The organism is Lysinibacillus sp. FSL P2-0066, assembly GCF_037969495.1.
Classification (GTDB): Bacteria; Bacillota; Bacilli; order Bacillales_A; family Planococcaceae; genus Lysinibacillus; species Lysinibacillus boronitolerans.
The window spans coordinates 2,564,199-2,582,140 of sequence record NZ_CP150202.1 but is presented as its reverse complement, the minus strand read 5'-3'; the positions used below and the strand labels follow the sequence as shown (position 1 = coordinate 2,582,140).

The following is a 17,942-nucleotide window of genomic DNA, read 5'->3' as shown; positions in this document are numbered from 1 at the left end:
GTGCCAAATGGTAGAAAAAAGACAACCAATTCCTGTGGCAGAAGCCGTTCATCGTGTAATGGACTATGCCTTTCAAGCAAAAAAGGAGCATGTGCCATTAACGCAAGCACATGGACGTTTTCTAGCACAAGCTATTAGAGCCGATCATGATGTACCTGCTTTTGATCGTTCGCCGTATGATGGCTATGCCATTCGTTCCGTCGATAGTAAGGAAGCCTCCTCACAGCATCCAGTCCGTTTTCAAGTCGTTGGAGAAATTGGGGCAGGCTATGTTTTTGAAGAGGTAGTTGGCGATCACCAAGCTGTCCGCATTATGACCGGGGCACCAATACCTCAAGGCTGTGATGCAGTGGTTATGCTAGAATTAACCCATACATTCGAAGAAAATCATCAAAAGTATATGTCGATTAAACGACCTTTTGAAGCAGGAAGCAACATTTCCTATAGAGGAGAAGATATACAAAAAGGGACTGTCCTCATTGAGCAAGGGCAAACGATTAATCCAGGGGTGATGGCACTGCTTGCTACTTTTGGCTATGAGCAAGTACCTGTTTATCGTAAAACAGTTATTGGTGTGCTTGCCACTGGTAGCGAATTACTAGAGCCAGGTGAAGCTTTACAGCCAGGTAAGATTCGCAATAGTAATGCCTATATGATGATGGCGCAAATTGAGCGTGCTGGAGCAGAAGTGAAATATTTTGGCAAGTTGAGCGATGATCTTGCGTTATGTATTGATCGTGTTGAAAAGGCCCTACAGGAAGTTGATATTTTAATTACAACGGGTGGCGTTTCTGTAGGTGATTATGATTATTTACCAGCTATTTACGAGGCGATTGATGCAAAGGTATTGTTTAATAAAATAGCGATGCGTCCAGGTAGTGTGACAACGGTTGCTGCTCGCCACGGCAAATTATTATTTGGTCTTTCTGGTAATCCTTCAGCCTGCTATGTTGGCTTTGAGCTATTTGTACGTCCGATTATACGTTCTGCATATGGGCATTCTCAACCACATTTACGCAGAGAGCAAGCGATTTTAGGGGCTGATTTTACAAAGCCGAATCCCTTTACACGCTTTGTACGAGCTCGTATCGAATATGTAAAAGGGAAGCTCGTAACTGTCCCATCTGGGTTCGATAAATCGAGTGCAGTTTCATCTTTAGCGACAGCCAATGCGTTCATTGTTTTACCAGGTGGCTCTAGAGGCTATGAAAAGGGTATGCAAGTGGATGTCCTTTTGCTAGAAGATTTGCAAGGAAGTGAGTGGCCTTGGGACAATATCGAAAAATCTTACAGATAGTTGGCTATCAAAATAGTGGGAAAACGACATTGATGGAGCGATTGATCAAGCAGGCTACAATGGAAGAGCTAAGAGTAGGAACCATAAAGCATCACGGACATGGTGGTGTACCGATGATCGAAACCTCGAAGGATAGCAGTCGTCATGAGCAAGCAGGCGCAGCTGTCACAGCAGTGGAGGGGGCGGGTACTTTACGTATGAGCATTCACCAAAATAGCTGGCAATTGGCTGAAATACTAGCGATCTATGATTCTCTTTCTATGGATATCATGCTGATCGAAGGATATAAAAATGAACATTATCCGAAGGTTGTGTTGCTGCGCACGCCTGAGGACCAAATACTGCTACAGCAAGTAACCAATATCCTCTGTGTGATTTATTGGCCAAGCTATCCACTCGATCCATTCCTAACAATCCCTGCTTTTTCGATTCATGATGAAACACAATATATGGAATTTTTATTGGCAGAAATGAGGGAAAAACGATGACGACAGCGTTATTTGAAATTATCGATCAACCAATAGATGTGGAGGAAGTAAGACAAAAAGTCCTTAGTCGAAATGCTGGAGCCATTACATTATTCATCGGCACAGTGCGCGAAATGACGAATGGTAAAAAAACATTGCATTTGGAATATCAAGCCTATCCAGCGATAGCGATTAAAATGTTTGAACAGATTGCGAAGGAAATACAAGAAGAGTGGCCAGAAGCAAAAGTGGCCATCACCCATCGTGTTGGCCATTTAGCTATTTCTGATATTGCTGTCGTGATTGCAGTGTCATCACCGCATCGTAAAATAGCGTATATGGCGAATGAATATGCAATTGATCGCATAAAACAGATTGTGCCCATATGGAAAAAAGAACATTGGGAGGACGGGACAGGGTGGATTGGTGACCAATTAGAAAATGTTCCTTATCCGCAAGGGAAACCAGCTATTCAGGAGGAGGAAAACCTGTGATTAACATCTTATTATTTGCCCACCTACAGGAAGCACTTGGTGAGTCAAAGCTATCAATAGAGCTGTCAGATGTGACAGTTGCGCAGTTAAAAGAATGGATGGAAAAGCATTATCCTCAGCTATCATTACAACAGATCATGACAGCTGTTAATGAGGAATTTGCTACGGATACAACGATTGTCAAATCTGGTGACACAATCGCCTTTATTCCACCGATCAGTGGGGGATGAGCAAGAAGAGGTAGTTGGCTTAAGCCAACTACCTCTTTTATACTTTCAGGATATGGATACTAAGAAGCAAAAGGAAGGAAATAGCAATCATACACAAAACCCATGCCCAGGCAAGGGTCATGTTTCCAGAATCAATTGCCATATAAATTGCTAGTGGTGTTGTTTGTGTTTTCCCTGGAATATTCCCTGCAAACATGAGAGTCGCTCCAAATTCACCCAAAGCTCGTGTGAAACTTAGAATCCCACCAGAAACAAGTGCCTTTGATGCAAGGGGAATGGATACATAAAGAAAAACCTGCCATTCATTCGCTCCATCCACACGTGCCGCATTTTCAATATCTCGATCGACAGAGGCAAAGCCAGTTTTAGCCGATTGATACATTAATGGAAAGGCAACGATTGTAGAAGCGATGACCGCCGCCCACCATGTGAACATGATAGGTTGATCGAATAGCCAGATAATGAAATGTCCTAACATACTATTTTTCCCGAACATGACGATAAGCAGGAAACCGACTACTGTAGGAGGTAATACTAATGGTAATAGCAACACCGTTTCTAGCACTAGCTTGCCTTTAAAATCATGAGTTGCCATCCATTTTCCCATTAAAATCCCTGCTATAATAGCGATGATCCCTGCAACAAAGGCAATTTCGATCGAAAGCCTAAGTGGAGACCAAAAATCGGTACTCATCTTTTATTGAGCCCCTTTAAATCCATACTTTTCAAAGACATCCATCGCTTCATCACTTTGTAAGAAGTGATAAAAATCCTTCGCCTCTTGCGCATGCTTACTTGCCTTTAGAACACCTACAGGATAAATAATCGGTGCGTGCATCGCCTCATCGGCAGTTGCCACGACATTGACTTTATCAGAGACAAGGGCATCTGTTTTATAGACCATCCCAGCATCCACATTTTCTGTTTCTGTATAAGTAAGTACTTGGCGTACATCTTTTATATACACTACTTTTGATTCGAGTGCATCCCAAAGTTGCATCGTTTTTAATGTGTCCACACCATATTGCCCAGCAGGAACCGTTTCGGGCGTACCAAGTGCAATTTTTCCTGCTTGTTGTAAATCTTCAAAGGATTGAATTTGCTTTTCATTGTTTTTAGGCACGATTAATACTAAGTCATTGGCTAAAAGATCCGTTCCTAGCTTTAGATCGATCATTTCTTTCTCTACAAGCGCATCGAATTTATCCTCCGCCGCTGAAAAGAAAAGGTCTGCAGGAGCCCCTTGTAAAATTTGTTGCTGTAATGCACCTGAACCACCAAAGTTATAGAGGATTTTGATTGTATCGTGTTGTTTTTCATAAATTGTTTTCAGTTCTTCTAAGGCATCCTGTAGACTAGCTGCCGCAGAAATCGTTAGTTCCACAGGTTCGTTTGTTGCCGCCTCTTTTTCTTGGTTACCACAGGCTGCTACTAGACCAACTAGTACGAACAGTGTCGCAAATAAACGATAAAATTTTTTCACTATAAATATACTCCTTTTATAACTCGTTATAACAAGACATAACTAATTATAATCAGATATAAATAAAAAAGAAAGTTAGTAAGGGTACAAAATGTCAAGATGTTCATAAGGCTATAAATACGTTACCATGAAAATAGAGGCTTATAGGAGGAGAACTTTTACATGTCACAAGAACAATCCTATACGATTGAAGAGGTTGCACAATTTTTAAAGGTTTCAAAATTAACAATTTATGATTTAGTGAAGAAGGGTGATTTGCCAGTTTTTCGCGTAGGCCGGCAAATGCGGGTAGATCGTGCTGACTTGCAAGCCTATATACAAAAACGGAAAACAGGTAGTACGCCAGCTGCTGCACAGGCTTCCATAGCCACTCCGACTAAAAATCATGCGAAAATTATAGTGAGTGGGCAAGATTTAGTGCTAGATATTTTAGCAAAATATATCGAGAAACGGCGTTCTTCAAAAGTATTACGCTCACATGAAGGTAGTTTTAATGGTGTGATGGCACTGTATCATGGAGACTGTGATATTGCGAGCTTGCATATGTTTGATGGGGATACAGGAGATTATAATACCCCTTATGTAAAAAAAATCTTTGTCAGTCATGCCTTTGTTCTCATCAATGTTGTATCACGTAAAGCGGGTTTCTATGTTCAAAAGGGGAATCCGTTGGAAATTCGTTCATTTGAAGATTTTCAAACAAAGACATTCACATTCATCAACCGTGAGAAAGGCTCAGGTGCTCGTACTCTGTTAGATGAGCAATTGCGCATTCACGGTATCGCACCATCCACGATTGCAGGCTATGCCCATGAAGAAATGAGCCACCTCAATGTCGCCTCTGCTGTCGCCAATGGACGCGCAGATGTTGGGATAGGCATTGAAAAAATTGCCAAGCTTATTCAGGTCGATTTTATACCAATGGTCACTGAACGTTACGATATTGTGTTATTAAAAACACCAGAAAATCAACCACTCATCGATATGGTGAAGGAGATTTTAAAGACACCTGATTTCCAAGCTGAAGTAGCTGCATTAGGAGATTATGACGTCTCTTTAATGGGCCAAGTCATGTATGAAACGCTATAATCAAAAATTCATATTGAGTTTAATAAAAAAATCAATTACAATTCTAACTAGGAAATTTTATGGTCGTTGTGTCATTTAGTATGGCTCAGCCGCTATATTTTTTATGATACATGGTGAGATGGATAAATTAGTAGGTACTACTGCTAGGATATTAGCCCACCATAAAATAGCTTGCGTACTCAATGCGCAACTATTTTATGGTGGGCTTTTTTGTATAGTAAAAAGGAGATGGATGATGTGACATGGTCGGTATTACATATCATTGGCATTATTGCCTACGCCATTAGTGGAGCATTTGTAGCGTTACAGGCCAACTATTCTTTTATTGGCATATTTGTGCTTGGTCTGACAACGTCTTATGGTGGTTCCATTATCCGCAACGTTGTACTGGATATCCCTGTGTCAGATATATGGGAACGGCAATCCTTATTAGTCGTTTTAGTCACGCTGACGACCATTTTATTTGTCAAAAGGAACTGGATTCATCACTGGAACCGCTGGGGCTATTTCTTTGATTCGATTGGCCTAGCTTCTTTCGCAATACAAGGCGGATTGTTAGCAAAAAGCTTGCATCACGACCTCGGCATTATTATTATAGCGTCGATGTTTACTGGTGTTGGCGGAGGCATGGTGCGAGATTTGTTAGCTGGTAGAGCGCCGCTTGCATTACGAGAAGAAATTCATGCCGTCCTAACATTTGTATGTGCCCTTTGTATATGGTTGGGGTGGGACAGTCCGCTTGAATTGTCGATCATAGTTATTTTTATAGTAGTGATTCGCATGTTATCGGTGAATAATAAATTAAAATGGAAGCTTCCTTTTAAACATTTCTATAACGATGCAAAGGAAAAATAGGTTGATTGTCGAAATAGGTGAAGGTAGTTTTAATTCGAAAAAAGGAGGGGGAAAATGACAATAGAATGTTTACGTGAGTGGTTACTATCCTCAAATAATACAGTGATTCTAACAGGAGCGGGCATGTCAACGGAAAGTGGGGTTCCTGATTTCCGTTCAGCATCTGGTTGGTGGAAACAAATGGATCCAAGAACTGTCGCGACAACGGAAGCATTAACAGATCATTACTCATTATTTCATGAATTTTATAAAACACGTATCGAAAACCTAGAAAAGGTGGCTCCCCATGAGGGACATCATATATTAGCTGATTGGGAACAAAGAGGTCTAGTGTCTCTAATCGCTACTCAAAATGTGGATGGTTTTCACCAATTGGCAGGAAGTCAATCTGTCGAGGAGTTACATGGTTCGATCCGGTCTATTCGTTGTCATCGTTGCCAGCAGGCGGCTGTCATGGCAAGCTTCTTGAATAAGGCTAGTTGCGCCCATTGCGGTGGGAAACTTCGTCCAAATGTTGTGCTCTTCGGAGAAAGCCTACCACAAGCAAGTTGGCACCGTTCAATGGAGGCAATCAAAACAGCTGAACTTGTCCTTGTCATTGGAACGAGCCTTGAGGTATATCCCGTCAACCAACTACCTATGATGACAACAGGAAAAACCGTTTATATTAATTTAGATATTTCACAGCAGACAACCCCATTTGATCTGACAGTGAAGGGAAAAATAAAAGAAGTGTTGCAACAACTACAAATATAAAAAAGGCGCCCTTGCAAATTCAAGTGGCGCCTAAAACATTTGAGGTAGAAACTCCCTCATGAATCGTTGATTTTTTCGTAACCATATTTTCAAAATCATGCGATGTGTTAACAGCTTATGTCTTTTATTGGGCCTCGCCTTTGCTTCTATGAGGCTCTGTAAAAGAATACAAGTTTCAGTTGCAAAAGCTTGAGGTTCAACGAGAACATCTAGCTTGTAATCAATTAACTGGGCAGCCTGAACCTTGGCAAGTAATTGGGCAAATTGTGTATTCATGGTAGCGTAATTTTCTTCTAACTCTAGGTCAATCAATGAATAGAGCGTTTGCTCTATTTCAACTTCTAATTCCTGTAGTAACTCCTTTGATGGCTGTGTCACTAGTTCACCCTCTTTTATACGACTAGATAACCAATAGCTGCACAAAGTATGCCAATTAACAAGGTACTGGCAATATAGCTAATGGCTTGTCTCCATTTTTGTTGTTCTATAAGCTGTAGACATTCAAATCCAAAAGTAGAAAAAGTTGTGTAGGCTCCTAAAAAACCTATGCCAATTAATTGCCATAACCAATCACTAAGATGTAGGGCAAATAAGAAACCAAGGGCAAAGGAGCCTGTACTATTAATAATAAAAGTGGCCCATGGATAGGGATGTACAAGTAATTTTCCTAAATAAAATCTAGAAAGAGCGCCAAAAAAACCACCAATTCCGACTAACATCATGCAATACGCCCCCTAGCAAATCGTATTCCCAGCCATGTGCAGGCTAATCCACCTAAAACACTTACTGTAACATAGAGTACAGCCTGTAGCCACTGGCTATTTTCTAGGAGTAATAGTGTCTCTAAGGAAAATGTCGAAAAGGTAGTAAAAGCTCCACAAAACCCTGTACCTATTCCTAGTATAATAGGTGTGCGTTTTATAAAAGAAGTAAAAAGCCATGCTAGGCAAAAGCAGCCTAGTAAATTTATAAACAGTGTTGTGAATGGAAATACTTCTGTATTTGGAACGGCGAGACTAAGGCTATATCGACAGATGGCACCAAGAATTCCACCAATTCCCACCGCTAGAAATGACCTCAACATAAAAACCCCTTACTGAAAATGACTATAAAGAAAGTGTATCATGAGACAAAAATTTTAGAAATATTTCAATTCAAGTTATGTCCCAAAATCGACTTTTAAAATGTATATAGTGTATAGAAAGGTATAAATGCTCACGAAATAATATTTCGAAATATTATATATGGAAAATGAAATAGATTTTATTACATGGACATTTCTTTATCCATCTTATGTGAATCCGCTGACGGAAAACCCGCTGACGGCTAAACCATAAACGGAAAACCCGACACTACTAAATAATAATTAACTAAATAATAATTAACTAAATAAATAAAGATGATGAGATAAGCATATTGAAGGAGTGCAAAAGATGCAAAGAGAATATTCTATTGTCTGCTATTTGGTATCAAAATCACTAGTCTTGTATTTCAGTCTTTAGGTTAATGTCTGTGCCGTAGATTTATTGTAAGGTTATAGACAACACAGTAATTTTAAGCATGTTCTCCCTTTGTTTCCTTAGAGCATTTTAATGCTTTAAAGCGCTAACTATTTCCTGAAAATGATAAAAAATAACAGGGTGATAGTTGACAAATATTTCTATAGTGTGATAATCTTCAAGAACACTATAACAAATAAACTAAAGGAGGGCATGACAATGTTAATTTTATCAGTATCAAATTCAATCACAGTTACATACATTGTCCGTGCCTAACGCTTTATTTACTATTGCAGAACTAGGTATGGAATTATCCTGCCTTTTATAAGAGACACTTACTCTTTTAGGGTATGTGTCTTTTTTTGTGCAAAAAAGGTTGTAGTGCAAACAAAAAAGGAGTGTATGTATATGACAAAAACAGTTAGACGAATGATTTTCAAAAAGGAATTTCTAGAAAGTGGGTAGTTATCCACAACAGCACGGAGGAAAGAAGGTTATGATGTATGTTTGATGTGTTAAGTAAATTAGGCTGGTTCTTTAAAAAATACTGGAAGCAATATACGGTGGCCATTGTTCTACTAATGGTTGCCAGTGGATTAGAGGTTGTCCCTCCCTATTTACTCGGTTCTATTATAGATCTATTGACTGCAGGAGAAATGACACCAGCTATTTTAACAAAGTATGTCTTGATTTTTATTGGAATTATTATTGGGGGCTATTTATTAAATTTTGTGTGGCAATTCCGACTATTTGAAGGGGCTATCAACCTTGAGAAAATTTTACGTCGTAATTTAATGCAGCATTTTTTACGCATGACCCCAACATTTTATGAGAAAAACCGTACCGGTGACCTGATGGCACGTGCAACAAATGACTTAAATGCCGTATCCATGACAGCTGGTTTTGGTATTATGACGTTGATTGATTCAACGATTTATATGGGCTTTATCATTTTTGCGATGGGCTATATGATTTCGTGGAAGCTCACATTTTTTGCCATGTTACCAGTCCCTATTATGGCGATCCTCATTCAATATTTAGGAAAAATTGTTCATGAGCGATATATGAAGGCACAAGATGCTTTTGGGGAGCTAAACGATAGTGTGCTGGAATCTGTAGCAGGAGTGCGAGTGGTGCGTGCCTATGTGCAGGAAAAAAAGGATGAGGCTAATTTTGCAGAGATGAGTGAAGTCGTGTATGCGAAAAATATTCATACAGCAAAAATCAATGCTTTATTTGGCCCAATTACAAAAGTTGGAACAGGCATTAGCTATGTTGTAGCACTTGGTTACGGGGCTCATTTAGTGGCAACAGAGGCGATGACGGTTGGGCAACTGGTCACGTTTAATGTTTATTTAGGTTTGGCTGTTTGGCCAATATTTGCGATTGGTGAGCTCATCAATGTTATGCAGCAGGGGAATGCCTCACTAGATCGTGTGCAGGAAACCTTGAACTACGAGGCGGATGTTCGAAATATTCCGAATCCACAAATGATTGCGACACCAAATGCGATTGGCTTTGATGCCTTAACATTCCAATATCCGATGAGTCAGGTGAAAAACCTACAGCAGATTTCCCTTTCCTTGAAAAAAGGTCAAACCCTTGGCATTGTTGGTAAAACGGGGGCAGGTAAAACAACCTTCCTACGCCAATTGTTGCGAGAATACCCAATCGGACAGGGACAGCTTTCCATTGACGGTATCGATATTACGGCTCAAACGAAGGAGCAGATCCTCGACTGGATTGGTTATGTACCACAAGATCATGTGCTATTCTCACGCACTATTCGTGAAAATATATTATTTGGGAAAGAAGATGCAACACAAGCAGAGTTGCAGCAGGCGATACGTGCCGCGTATTTTGAAAAGGATTTAGACAATCTACCAATGGGTCTTGAAACACTTGTTGGAGAAAAGGGTGTCTCTCTTTCAGGCGGTCAAAAACAACGTGTGTCTATTGCTCGTGCTTTAATTAAAGATCCTGAAATTTTAATGCTGGATGATTCGCTTTCCGCTGTCGACGCGAAGACAGAGGCAAGAATTATTGAAAATATTCAGCGTGAACGTCAAGGTAAAACGACGATTATTACGACACATCGCTTGTCTGGTATTCAGCATGCCGATGTCATCATCGTACTGGATGATGGGCAAATTGTAGAGCAGGGAACACATGAGGAACTTCTTGCGCAACAAGGATGGTATAAAGAGCAATTTGACCGTCAGCAGCTAGAAGGAGGTGCCTCATGAGTACGAGTCAACGTTTAACACGCTATGCGATGTATTTTAAAAAGCCGATACTATTAGGCTTATTCTTCCTAACAATTGCCGTATTCACGGAGCTTGTTGGACCGTTTATTGCGAAACATATTATTGATAATTACATGACAATCGGTCATATAGAAATCAAACCGATTACATGGTTGCTCATTGTGTATTTACTTTTAGCCATTGCAACAGCCATATTACGTTATTTTATGTATATTTATTTGCAAATTGGGGCAAACCGTGTCATCCAAAAATTACGTAAAGATGTCTTTGAACATATTCAAACTTTACCGATCCAATACTTCGACAATTTACCAGCGGGTAAAATTGTTGCGCGTGTAACAAACGATACAGAGGCAGTTCGGAATTTATATGTACAGGTTCTATCCAATTTTGTGACGAGCTTCATTTCTATTTTTGGGGTGTATATAGCGCTCTTTATTTTAAATTGGAAAATGGCAATGCTTGCTTTAACCATGATTCCAATTGTTTATGTATGGATGATTTTATATCGAAAATTTGCCTCTAAATACAACGATGTCATTCGTACAAAAATTGCAGATATTAATGCCATGATTAATGAATCCATTCAGGGCATGACAATTATTCAGGCGTTCCGTCGTGAGCAGCAAATGACGAAGGAATTTGATGACATGAATAATGAGCATTATGCATATGAGCGTAAGCTGCTGGTGCTTGATTCAGCTACATCCTTTAACCTTGTGAATACGCTAAGACTTATCATGTTTACGGTCTTTATTTTCTACTTTGGTACACGCTCCTTTACAGCAACTGAAGTGATTACAGCAGGGACATTGTATGCATTTGTTGATTACTTAACAAAGCTATTTAATCCGATTACGAATATTGTAAATCAATTTTCACAGCTTGAGCGTTCACTCATTGCAGGCAAGCGTGTCTTCGAGGTGCTAGATACGAAAGGTGAACCTGTTTCTGAAAAGAGTATCCCACGATATAAAGGAAATGTGGTTTTCGAAGATGTGTCCTTTGCCTATAAAGATAATGAATATGTGCTGAAAAACCTGTCATTTGAAGCACATCAAGGTGAAACAATTGCTTTAGTTGGTCATACAGGTTCAGGGAAAAGTTCCATTATGAACTTGCTGTTCCGCTTCTACGACCCGTCAAAAGGCAAAATTACCATTGATGGCATTGATATTACCTCTGTTCCACGTCAAACGATGCGTGAACATATGGGTATTGTGCTACAGGACCCTTACTTATTTACGGGTACGATTGCATCCAATGTTAGCTTAAACAACCCGCGCATCTCTCATGAGAAAATAGTAGCTTCCTTAAATGCTGTCGGGGGAGAACGTGTTTTAGCTAATTTACCAAATGGCTATGAGGAGCCAGTTATTGAGAAGGGCAGTACCTTATCTTCAGGACAACGTCAGTTGATTTCGTTTGCACGTGCCCTGGCGTTTGATCCAGCCATTTTAATATTGGATGAAGCGACATCGAATATTGATACGGAAACGGAAGAAATTATTCAGCATGCGATGGATGTCCTGAAAAAAGGACGGACAACGTTTATTATTGCCCATCGACTTTCAACGATTAAAAATGCAGATCGTATCCTTGTACTTGATCGAGGAAAAATTGTAGAAAACGGCACGCATGATGAACTGCTAGCGCTTGGCGGAATTTATGACAAGATGTATCAAATGCAGGCGAACTCCTTACAACAATAGTAATAGCTTGAAAAGCCCCACTTCAACTGAAGCGGGGCTTTTCTATTTATCTTACATATTTGAAAACATTGACAAAGAATAACAGAACAGACAGCGCTACAGCAATACCACCACCGGACACAAAAAGCTCAAATAACCAGCGTGGTACATCCCAATACACCATCATCATGCCAATAAAAAGGAAGGGTAAACCAAGATTGTAAAGCCAGAATTGTGCTTTAGCGAGACCTGTCTCCGCAGCATTTTTATAAATCGAATAAATTAAACCAATGAATCCAGTAGTCAGCCAACCTACCACACCAATATGAGCATGTGTCGCTTTCCATTGAAGTTGAACCGTATAATGCATAAACAGGCCAAAAGCAAAAACAATCAATAAATAAAAGACTGAAACCTTTATCCATTTAGCACCCATTATCCACAACTCCTTTCTTGAAAGTGATTTTAGCTAGCTGCTACAGTATATTCTTGTCAAATTAAAAAGATGCTTGTATGTATTTGAAAATAAATGTAGTTGGTTTTCACTATACTAAAAAATTTAATGGTGAATTTTAGTAATATGTAAACTTTTCATGGAGTTCTGCGTTGTATAGGCAGAAGGGAGGTAGACATGGTACAACAATCAATGAATGCGTTTCTACAGCAAGCAGGAACGCTGCTATATCGTTATTTGAGAAAACGTGGATTAGCCCATGAGGATGCAGAAGATATCGTCCAAGATACATGTTATAAATTTTTATTACATAAAAATGGAATTCATTCAGATAAAGTAATGAGCTGGTTATATCGTGTAGCAACCAATCAATTTTATGATCTCAAGAGACAAGAAAAACGTCATCCAACAACAGAATTAGAGGAAGTTCAATTGACATCATTGATTCACATTCCTGAGATCCAAATGCTAAAAAAAGAAAAATTAAAGGACATACAAAACACGCTCGAAACGCTATCCATTTTACATCAGGAATTATTAATCCTGAAATATGAGCTGGGATTATCGTATAAGGAAATTTCAGCCTTGATGAATAAGAATGAAAACACACTCAAAACGCATGTCAGACGTGCTAGGGAAGAATTTACTGAACGATTTAAGGAGGATATTCATGATGAATAAAGAAGAAAATGAATTTGTATTTGATGATAGACAGACGAAAAAAATAATGAGAAAGGCCAGGTTTTGGTCAACAGTCAAAATGATTGGGATTACATTAATCGTTACCCCCATTGTGCTAATAGCATTATGGTATGGGTTGAGAACTTTATCGTTAAATAGTGCGCAAAAAGTAATGGATGATATTCATTTGTTTAACGAAATAAGTGGGCCCAATGTCCAAATTAGTAATCAGGTTTATGACGATCATTTGCTGGGAGGGAAGATAACAACAACAACCTATAAGGTGCTTGGAGAGCAGCATCGGCCCTATATTTGGAAGCCTATCAAAAGCGATTATAATTTATTTGGAACGCTTACACGAACGGCCATTTCTAGCCCCATTCAAATAGAAGGTTCAGAATCACTGGCAGAAACATATCAATTCGAACGGTTTAATGACTACACAGGTGACCGAGAAATGTTTTTTTATCATCCAAAGATTTCCTACGACCATTATCAAGATAAGATTAGTGAACTGCGCCAATTGGAGAAAAATACTTTAGTAGAAATAGCTATTTCCTTTGATGATGCTTATAGTTTGGATGAAATTAAAAGCAAGCTACCTTCTGAAGTACAAGTAGATTGGTGGTGGGTGGATGCCTATACAGATGATACACTAGATTTTTTTAAGCAAGGACAGAATACGATTTCAGCCAATGATCCATACATTTATGGCTTTCAATCAGAGCAATCCAAACCAAAACCTCGACGCTCTTCAAACGATGAGGTTGAGACCTTTATTCGAAACATTGAGCTTCTGCGTAAAAGCAAGAACTTTGAGTGGGAAACAAACCAGATTTATCAAGCTTTAGTAGGGGAAAATGGCACCCTGGAGAAAAGTGATGTGAAAATAAGTGGGGCTGTAGTAACTGGTACTCCAGAGCAATTGCAGTCATTACAAGGACAACCCTACATTAAAGGGTCTATATTTGGTGTAATATCAAATCAGAAATAGAGCGCTGGAAAAGAGTAATCGGCACAATCATGTAGGAAAGATCAATTTTAGAAAAAGCTTATTTTGGATTAACTTCTCCAGAATAGGCTTTTTTATCTGAAGCAATTTAGTTTAAAATTAAATAGTTTAATGTTAAACTATTAACAGAGAAACAAGAAGGAGATGTTGTTGCAGTGGGTAAACTACAAAACAAAATGGTCATCATTACTGGCGGTGCAGGTGGTATTGGTAGTGGAATGGCAAAAGCTATGGTAAAGGAAGGGGCGATTGTTACAATTGTTGACTTAAATACAGAAGCAGGCGAGGCAATGGCAAAAGAATTACAAGAAATGTCGCCAAAGTCTATGTTTTTACAGGCTAATCTAATGGAACGCGACCAATTACCAAAAATTATTGATACAGTCGTAGAAAAATACGGTAAACTAGATGTGCTAGTTAATAACGCTCATGCTGCTAAACAAGTTACAATAGAAGAAACTACACAAGCAGATCTTGACTTGTCATTTGGGACAGGTTTTTATCCAACCTTCTATTTAATGCAAGCAGCACTACCGCATTTAAAAGAAACTAAGGGTAATATTATTAACTTTGCATCTGGAGCAGGCATTCAAGGTCATGAAACACAGGCTGCTTATGCCGCTGCTAAGGAAGCCATTCGTGGTATTTCTCGTGTGGCCGCAAATGAATGGGGACGTTTTGGTATTAATGTCAATATCATTAGTCCGCTTGCTGATTCACCAGGTGTACAAGCATGGGCAAAAGCACAGCCAGAGTATTATGAAGCGGTGAGAAGTAAAATTCCGTTAGGTCGTTTTGGTGATATTGAGCAAGATATCGGTCGAGTAGCTGTTTTCTTAGCTTCTGACGATTCTCAATACATTACAGGTCAAACGATTATGGTGGATGGAGGCTCACTAATGCTTCATTAATTCTCAGCGTTTGAGGAGGATTTTTTTGAAACAGACAAATATTTTTAAACTGATTCATATGATTGAACAGGTGAACAATGCGAATATTATACGTTTTACAAAAGCGTTCCCATATCCTTTAGGAATTTCACCAATTTTAGTTTTAAATGAGCTACATGTCAAAGGCCCTCAAAAACAAGCAGAATTAGCTGAAACAATCGGCTATACAAAAGGTGCGATGACGAGCATTGCTGAAAAGCTGGTCAAGCTTGGATTAGCAGAAAGACTATATGATCCATCTGACCGTCGCACCATTCGTTTACAAATTACAGATGAGGGTCAAAGTGCTTTAGCAAAGGCTCAATCTATCGGGAAAGAGGTCTTTGTACAGCTTTTTGAAGTATTAGATGATGAGGAAATTGCCCAATACTTGCGGATTCAAGAAAAATTAGTACAGGGTATCCAGCAGAAATAGCCATGTAAAAAATCAACCTACCTTTTAAGAGGTGGGTTGATTTTTCATTGTTTAGGCGGATAACTGGTGGATAAAACTCAAAATGTGACGGATAGAAAGGGGATTCTAGCGGATAGCCTTCCTTTTTTGCGTGATAGCCATGCTCAGCACAATCCGAATGTTCATATGAACTGCTTGAATTAAATAGTTTATTTAAAATCTAATTGTAAAATAGTTGAATTTATTGAAAATTGTCCGTGTTCATTTTATAATCAAAATACGGTTCTATTATAGAGACATTTGAGGTGTGAAATGACATTAAAAACATTAGATAACTCATTGGAGGTACTGAAATATTTTAATAAAGAAAATCCTACATGGGGTGTTCGTGAGCTAGCGAAAGAGATGGATATTAGTCACTCCATTATTTATCGGATTTTAGCAACCTTCGAAAAACAAGGCTTTCTTATTCAAAATCCTGAGACAAAAAAATATGAATTAGGGCTTCGCTTTTTAGAATATGGTCAGATGGTTAAAGATAAATTAAATCTTTCTGACTTTGTTTTACCAATTATGATCAACCTTGCAGATACCATCAAGGAATCCGTATTTTTAACATGGCTGGATGGAACAGATGGTGTCACAGTGGAAATAGCTGAGAGCTCTCAAACCATTAAGTTTTCGGTGTCGATTGGCACGCGGACACCACTACATATCGGGGCATCTTGTAAAGTCATCATGGCTTATCTACCTGAAGAGAGAAAAAAAGAAATCATGGAGCATGGGATGAAAAGGTTAACGCCTGAAACCATTACTGACCCTGATGAAATGTTAGCCGATTTAGAAAAAATACAACAGCAAGGCTGGTGCTTTTCGACGGGAGAGTACTCTCATTCCGTATTTGGGCTCGGTGTACCTCTTTTTAACAGTAAAAAAGAAGTCATTGCCTCTTTAACAATTGCTGGTCCTATTTATCGTAAGCCAACAGAGGAGAAGTTACCTGATATGGTGAATGTTCTTCAATATGGAGCGATGAATATTCAACGGTATTTCGATCAATACAGCTTTAAATTATATCATGAATAAGCATGAAAAAGAGGCTCAAGATAGTTAATGTCTATCTTGAGCCTTTGCTTGGATTTCTCTCATGATGGATACAGCTGTGTCGATTTCTTCAAACGTATTAAAATAGTGTGGTGAAAAACGTGCCATTTTAGTAATCTGATTGCGTTCCATAATGGTATTCGCCATAAATGTGCCAGCTTCAATGATGACCCCTTGGTCTGCTAAAGCATTGGTTAGCTCATCTGGTGACAGCCCTTCAATGTTAAACGGCGTAATCGATAATCGATGAGCACTATTTTGAGGACCATATAAGACAATGCCTGGAATGGTGGCAAGCTGTTCAATTAAATAGTTTGTTAGCTGCTTTACACGATCATATATGTGGTGGATACCAATATTGTTCGCATAATCAATAGCTGCCCCTAATCCGAAAATACTTGGAATGATCGGACAACCTGGCTCAAAACGTTTAGCTGTTTCTAAAAATGAATAGGCATTGTTCTGATAATCCCACTGGGTGCTGCCCCAGCCAATCATAATAGGCGTCAATGTTGGAATGAGTGCTTCTCGTACATATAAAATACCTGATCCTTCAGGACCGCGTAGCCATTTTCGTCCACATGCAACTAGAAAGTCACAGCCAAGCTCGGCAACATTCATCGGTGTTAAACCAAGTGTTTGATTGGCATTCATCAATGTTAGTACATTGTGTTGCTGGGCTAGCTGACATATTTCTTTGGCAGGCTGGAGTGCCCCAGCAGCATTGGACATATGGGCAAAGGCAATCAATTTTGTTTGTGGTGTGATGAGTTGCTCAAGGGCATATAAATCCACCATATATTCATCATTGGTTTTTAACACTTTCAGCTGAACCCCTTGCTGCTGAAGGGCAAGCCAAGGCACATAGTTACTCAACATTTCTGTGTCGAGCACTATAACCTCATCCCCCTGTTTCCATTGCAAGCCTCCAGCGACATAATTAATCGCCACTGAACCGTTTGGCATAAAGGCAATTTCCTCTTTTATTGCGCCGATGAACAATGCGGCTTTTTCTCGAATACGCTCTACTTGCGCATACGTTTCTTGACGAAAAGAGGGCAGGTAGGGACCAATACTTGCTTGTTTTTGGAGATAGCTAGTCATTGCATCCACGACTGGCTGTGGCATGGCAGATGCAGCAGCTGTGTTTAGATAAATATAGTGTTCAAGTAGCGGCATATCCTGTTGTATTTTCCTCATATCGATCATTGTACACACC

General features: G+C 39.3%; 21 protein-coding genes. 14 read left to right on the top strand and 7 right to left on the bottom strand.

Annotated elements, in window-relative coordinates; all coding sequences use genetic code 11:
* Window positions 1-7: 7 nt before the first annotated feature.
* Genes glp through moaD form a run of 4 tightly spaced genes read left to right on the top strand, consistent with a single transcriptional unit; the run spans window position 8 to window position 2,488 of the window.
* Window positions 8-1,297, top strand: a complete 1,290-nt coding sequence (gene glp, locus MKZ14_RS12920) for a gephyrin-like molybdotransferase Glp (protein ID WP_333003907.1) — start codon at window positions 8-10, stop codon at window positions 1,295-1,297.
* A complete protein-coding gene (gene mobB, locus MKZ14_RS12915; protein WP_333003905.1) occupies window positions 1,261-1,785 on the top strand; it encodes a molybdopterin-guanine dinucleotide biosynthesis protein B in 525 nt (174 codons plus the stop codon). Before glp ends, mobB begins: the two co-directional genes overlap by 37 nt.
* On the top strand, window positions 1,782-2,258 hold the full coding sequence (locus MKZ14_RS12910; RefSeq protein WP_333003903.1) for a molybdenum cofactor biosynthesis protein MoaE: 477 nt from the start codon (window positions 1,782-1,784) through the stop codon (window positions 2,256-2,258). Before mobB ends, MKZ14_RS12910 begins: the two co-directional genes overlap by 4 nt.
* Window positions 2,255-2,488, top strand: a complete 234-nt coding sequence (gene moaD / locus MKZ14_RS12905) for a molybdopterin converting factor subunit 1 (protein WP_016991645.1) — start codon at window positions 2,255-2,257, stop codon at window positions 2,486-2,488. The genes MKZ14_RS12910 and moaD overlap by 4 nt, the downstream gene beginning before the upstream one ends.
* Before the next feature lie 37 nt (window positions 2,489-2,525).
* Here moaD and modB read toward each other — a convergent pair whose 3' ends face one another.
* Together modB and modA are read right to left on the bottom strand one after the other, a co-directional pair.
* Window positions 2,526-3,182: a molybdate ABC transporter permease subunit gene (modB, locus tag MKZ14_RS12900; RefSeq protein ID WP_333003900.1), complete on the bottom strand. Its 657-nt coding sequence runs from the start codon at window positions 3,180-3,182 to the stop codon at window positions 2,526-2,528.
* 3 nt (window positions 3,183-3,185) lie between these two features.
* Complete coding sequence (gene modA / locus MKZ14_RS12895) at window positions 3,186-3,971, bottom strand: molybdate ABC transporter substrate-binding protein (protein WP_333003898.1); 786 nt, start codon at window positions 3,969-3,971, stop codon at window positions 3,186-3,188.
* Window positions 3,972-4,133: 162 nt separating this feature from the next.
* On the opposite strand from modA, the gene MKZ14_RS12890 reads away from it, so the two are divergent.
* The 3 genes from MKZ14_RS12890 to MKZ14_RS12880 all read left to right on the top strand — a co-directional run bounded on the left by MKZ14_RS12890 (window position 4,134) and on the right by MKZ14_RS12880 (window position 6,671).
* Window positions 4,134-5,060: a helix-turn-helix transcriptional regulator gene (locus MKZ14_RS12890; protein WP_333003897.1), complete on the top strand. Its 927-nt coding sequence runs from the start codon at window positions 4,134-4,136 to the stop codon at window positions 5,058-5,060.
* A gap of 210 nt (window positions 5,061-5,270) precedes the next feature.
* Window positions 5,271-5,915 (top strand): TRIC cation channel family protein, encoded by a 645-nt coding sequence (locus MKZ14_RS12885; protein WP_339280048.1) that lies wholly within the window; start codon window positions 5,271-5,273, stop codon window positions 5,913-5,915.
* Between the two features lie 54 nt (window positions 5,916-5,969).
* On the top strand, window positions 5,970-6,671 hold the full coding sequence (locus MKZ14_RS12880; protein WP_333003895.1) for an NAD-dependent deacylase: 702 nt from the start codon (window positions 5,970-5,972) through the stop codon (window positions 6,669-6,671).
* Window positions 6,672-6,701: 30 nt separating this feature from the next.
* Here the strand turns inward: MKZ14_RS12880 and MKZ14_RS12875 are convergent, their stop codons facing one another.
* The 3 genes from MKZ14_RS12875 to crcB (MKZ14_RS12865) are packed head-to-tail and all read right to left on the bottom strand — an operon-like array spanning window position 6,702 to window position 7,755.
* On the bottom strand, window positions 6,702-7,049 hold the full coding sequence (locus MKZ14_RS12875; RefSeq protein WP_016994590.1) for a hypothetical protein: 348 nt from the start codon (window positions 7,047-7,049) through the stop codon (window positions 6,702-6,704).
* A gap of 14 nt (window positions 7,050-7,063) precedes the next feature.
* Entirely contained in the window at window positions 7,064-7,393 is a 330-nt protein-coding gene (gene crcB / locus MKZ14_RS12870; RefSeq protein ID WP_036077247.1) for a fluoride efflux transporter CrcB, read from the bottom strand.
* Window positions 7,390-7,755, bottom strand: coding sequence for a fluoride efflux transporter CrcB (gene crcB / locus MKZ14_RS12865; RefSeq protein ID WP_339280046.1), 366 nt, complete (start codon window positions 7,753-7,755; stop codon window positions 7,390-7,392). The genes crcB (MKZ14_RS12870) and crcB (MKZ14_RS12865) overlap by 4 nt, the downstream gene beginning before the upstream one ends.
* A gap of 918 nt (window positions 7,756-8,673) precedes the next feature.
* On the opposite strand from crcB (MKZ14_RS12865), the gene MKZ14_RS12860 reads away from it, so the two are divergent.
* On the top strand, window positions 8,674-10,416 hold the full coding sequence (locus MKZ14_RS12860; protein WP_339280044.1) for an ABC transporter ATP-binding protein: 1,743 nt from the start codon (window positions 8,674-8,676) through the stop codon (window positions 10,414-10,416).
* Window positions 10,413-12,149 (top strand): ABC transporter ATP-binding protein, encoded by a 1,737-nt coding sequence (locus tag MKZ14_RS12855; protein WP_016994586.1) that lies wholly within the window; start codon window positions 10,413-10,415, stop codon window positions 12,147-12,149. Before MKZ14_RS12860 ends, MKZ14_RS12855 begins: the two co-directional genes overlap by 4 nt.
* Window positions 12,150-12,195: 46 nt before the next feature.
* Here the strand turns inward: MKZ14_RS12855 and MKZ14_RS12850 are convergent, their stop codons facing one another.
* Window positions 12,196-12,564, bottom strand: coding sequence for a hypothetical protein (locus MKZ14_RS12850; RefSeq protein WP_339280043.1), 369 nt, complete (start codon window positions 12,562-12,564; stop codon window positions 12,196-12,198).
* Window positions 12,565-12,759: 195 nt separating this feature from the next.
* On the opposite strand from MKZ14_RS12850, the gene MKZ14_RS12845 reads away from it, so the two are divergent.
* The 5 genes from MKZ14_RS12845 (at window position 12,760) to MKZ14_RS12825 (ending at window position 16,705) form a co-directional block, all read left to right on the top strand.
* The gene (locus tag MKZ14_RS12845) at window positions 12,760-13,263 is read left to right on the top strand and encodes an RNA polymerase sigma factor (protein WP_016994584.1); all 504 of its coding nucleotides are present in this window, start codon (window positions 12,760-12,762) and stop codon (window positions 13,261-13,263) included.
* Window positions 13,256-14,257, top strand: a complete 1,002-nt coding sequence (locus tag MKZ14_RS12840) for an anti sigma factor C-terminal domain-containing protein (protein WP_339280041.1) — start codon at window positions 13,256-13,258, stop codon at window positions 14,255-14,257. Before MKZ14_RS12845 ends, MKZ14_RS12840 begins: the two co-directional genes overlap by 8 nt.
* Before the next feature lie 173 nt (window positions 14,258-14,430).
* Window positions 14,431-15,186, top strand: coding sequence for an SDR family oxidoreductase (locus MKZ14_RS12835; protein WP_333003882.1), 756 nt, complete (start codon window positions 14,431-14,433; stop codon window positions 15,184-15,186).
* A 58-nt stretch (window positions 15,187-15,244) separates the two neighbouring features.
* The gene (locus MKZ14_RS12830; RefSeq protein ID WP_175400760.1) at window positions 15,245-15,640 is read left to right on the top strand and encodes a MarR family transcriptional regulator; all 396 of its coding nucleotides are present in this window, start codon (window positions 15,245-15,247) and stop codon (window positions 15,638-15,640) included.
* A 291-nt stretch (window positions 15,641-15,931) separates the two neighbouring features.
* A complete protein-coding gene (locus MKZ14_RS12825; RefSeq protein ID WP_036077236.1) occupies window positions 15,932-16,705 on the top strand; it encodes an IclR family transcriptional regulator in 774 nt (257 codons plus the stop codon).
* A gap of 24 nt (window positions 16,706-16,729) precedes the next feature.
* On the opposite strand, the gene MKZ14_RS12820 is transcribed toward MKZ14_RS12825, so the two are convergent.
* Complete coding sequence (locus tag MKZ14_RS12820; protein ID WP_016995615.1) at window positions 16,730-17,932, bottom strand: aminotransferase class V-fold PLP-dependent enzyme; 1,203 nt, start codon at window positions 17,930-17,932, stop codon at window positions 16,730-16,732.
* Window positions 17,933-17,942: the final 10 nt, after the last annotated feature.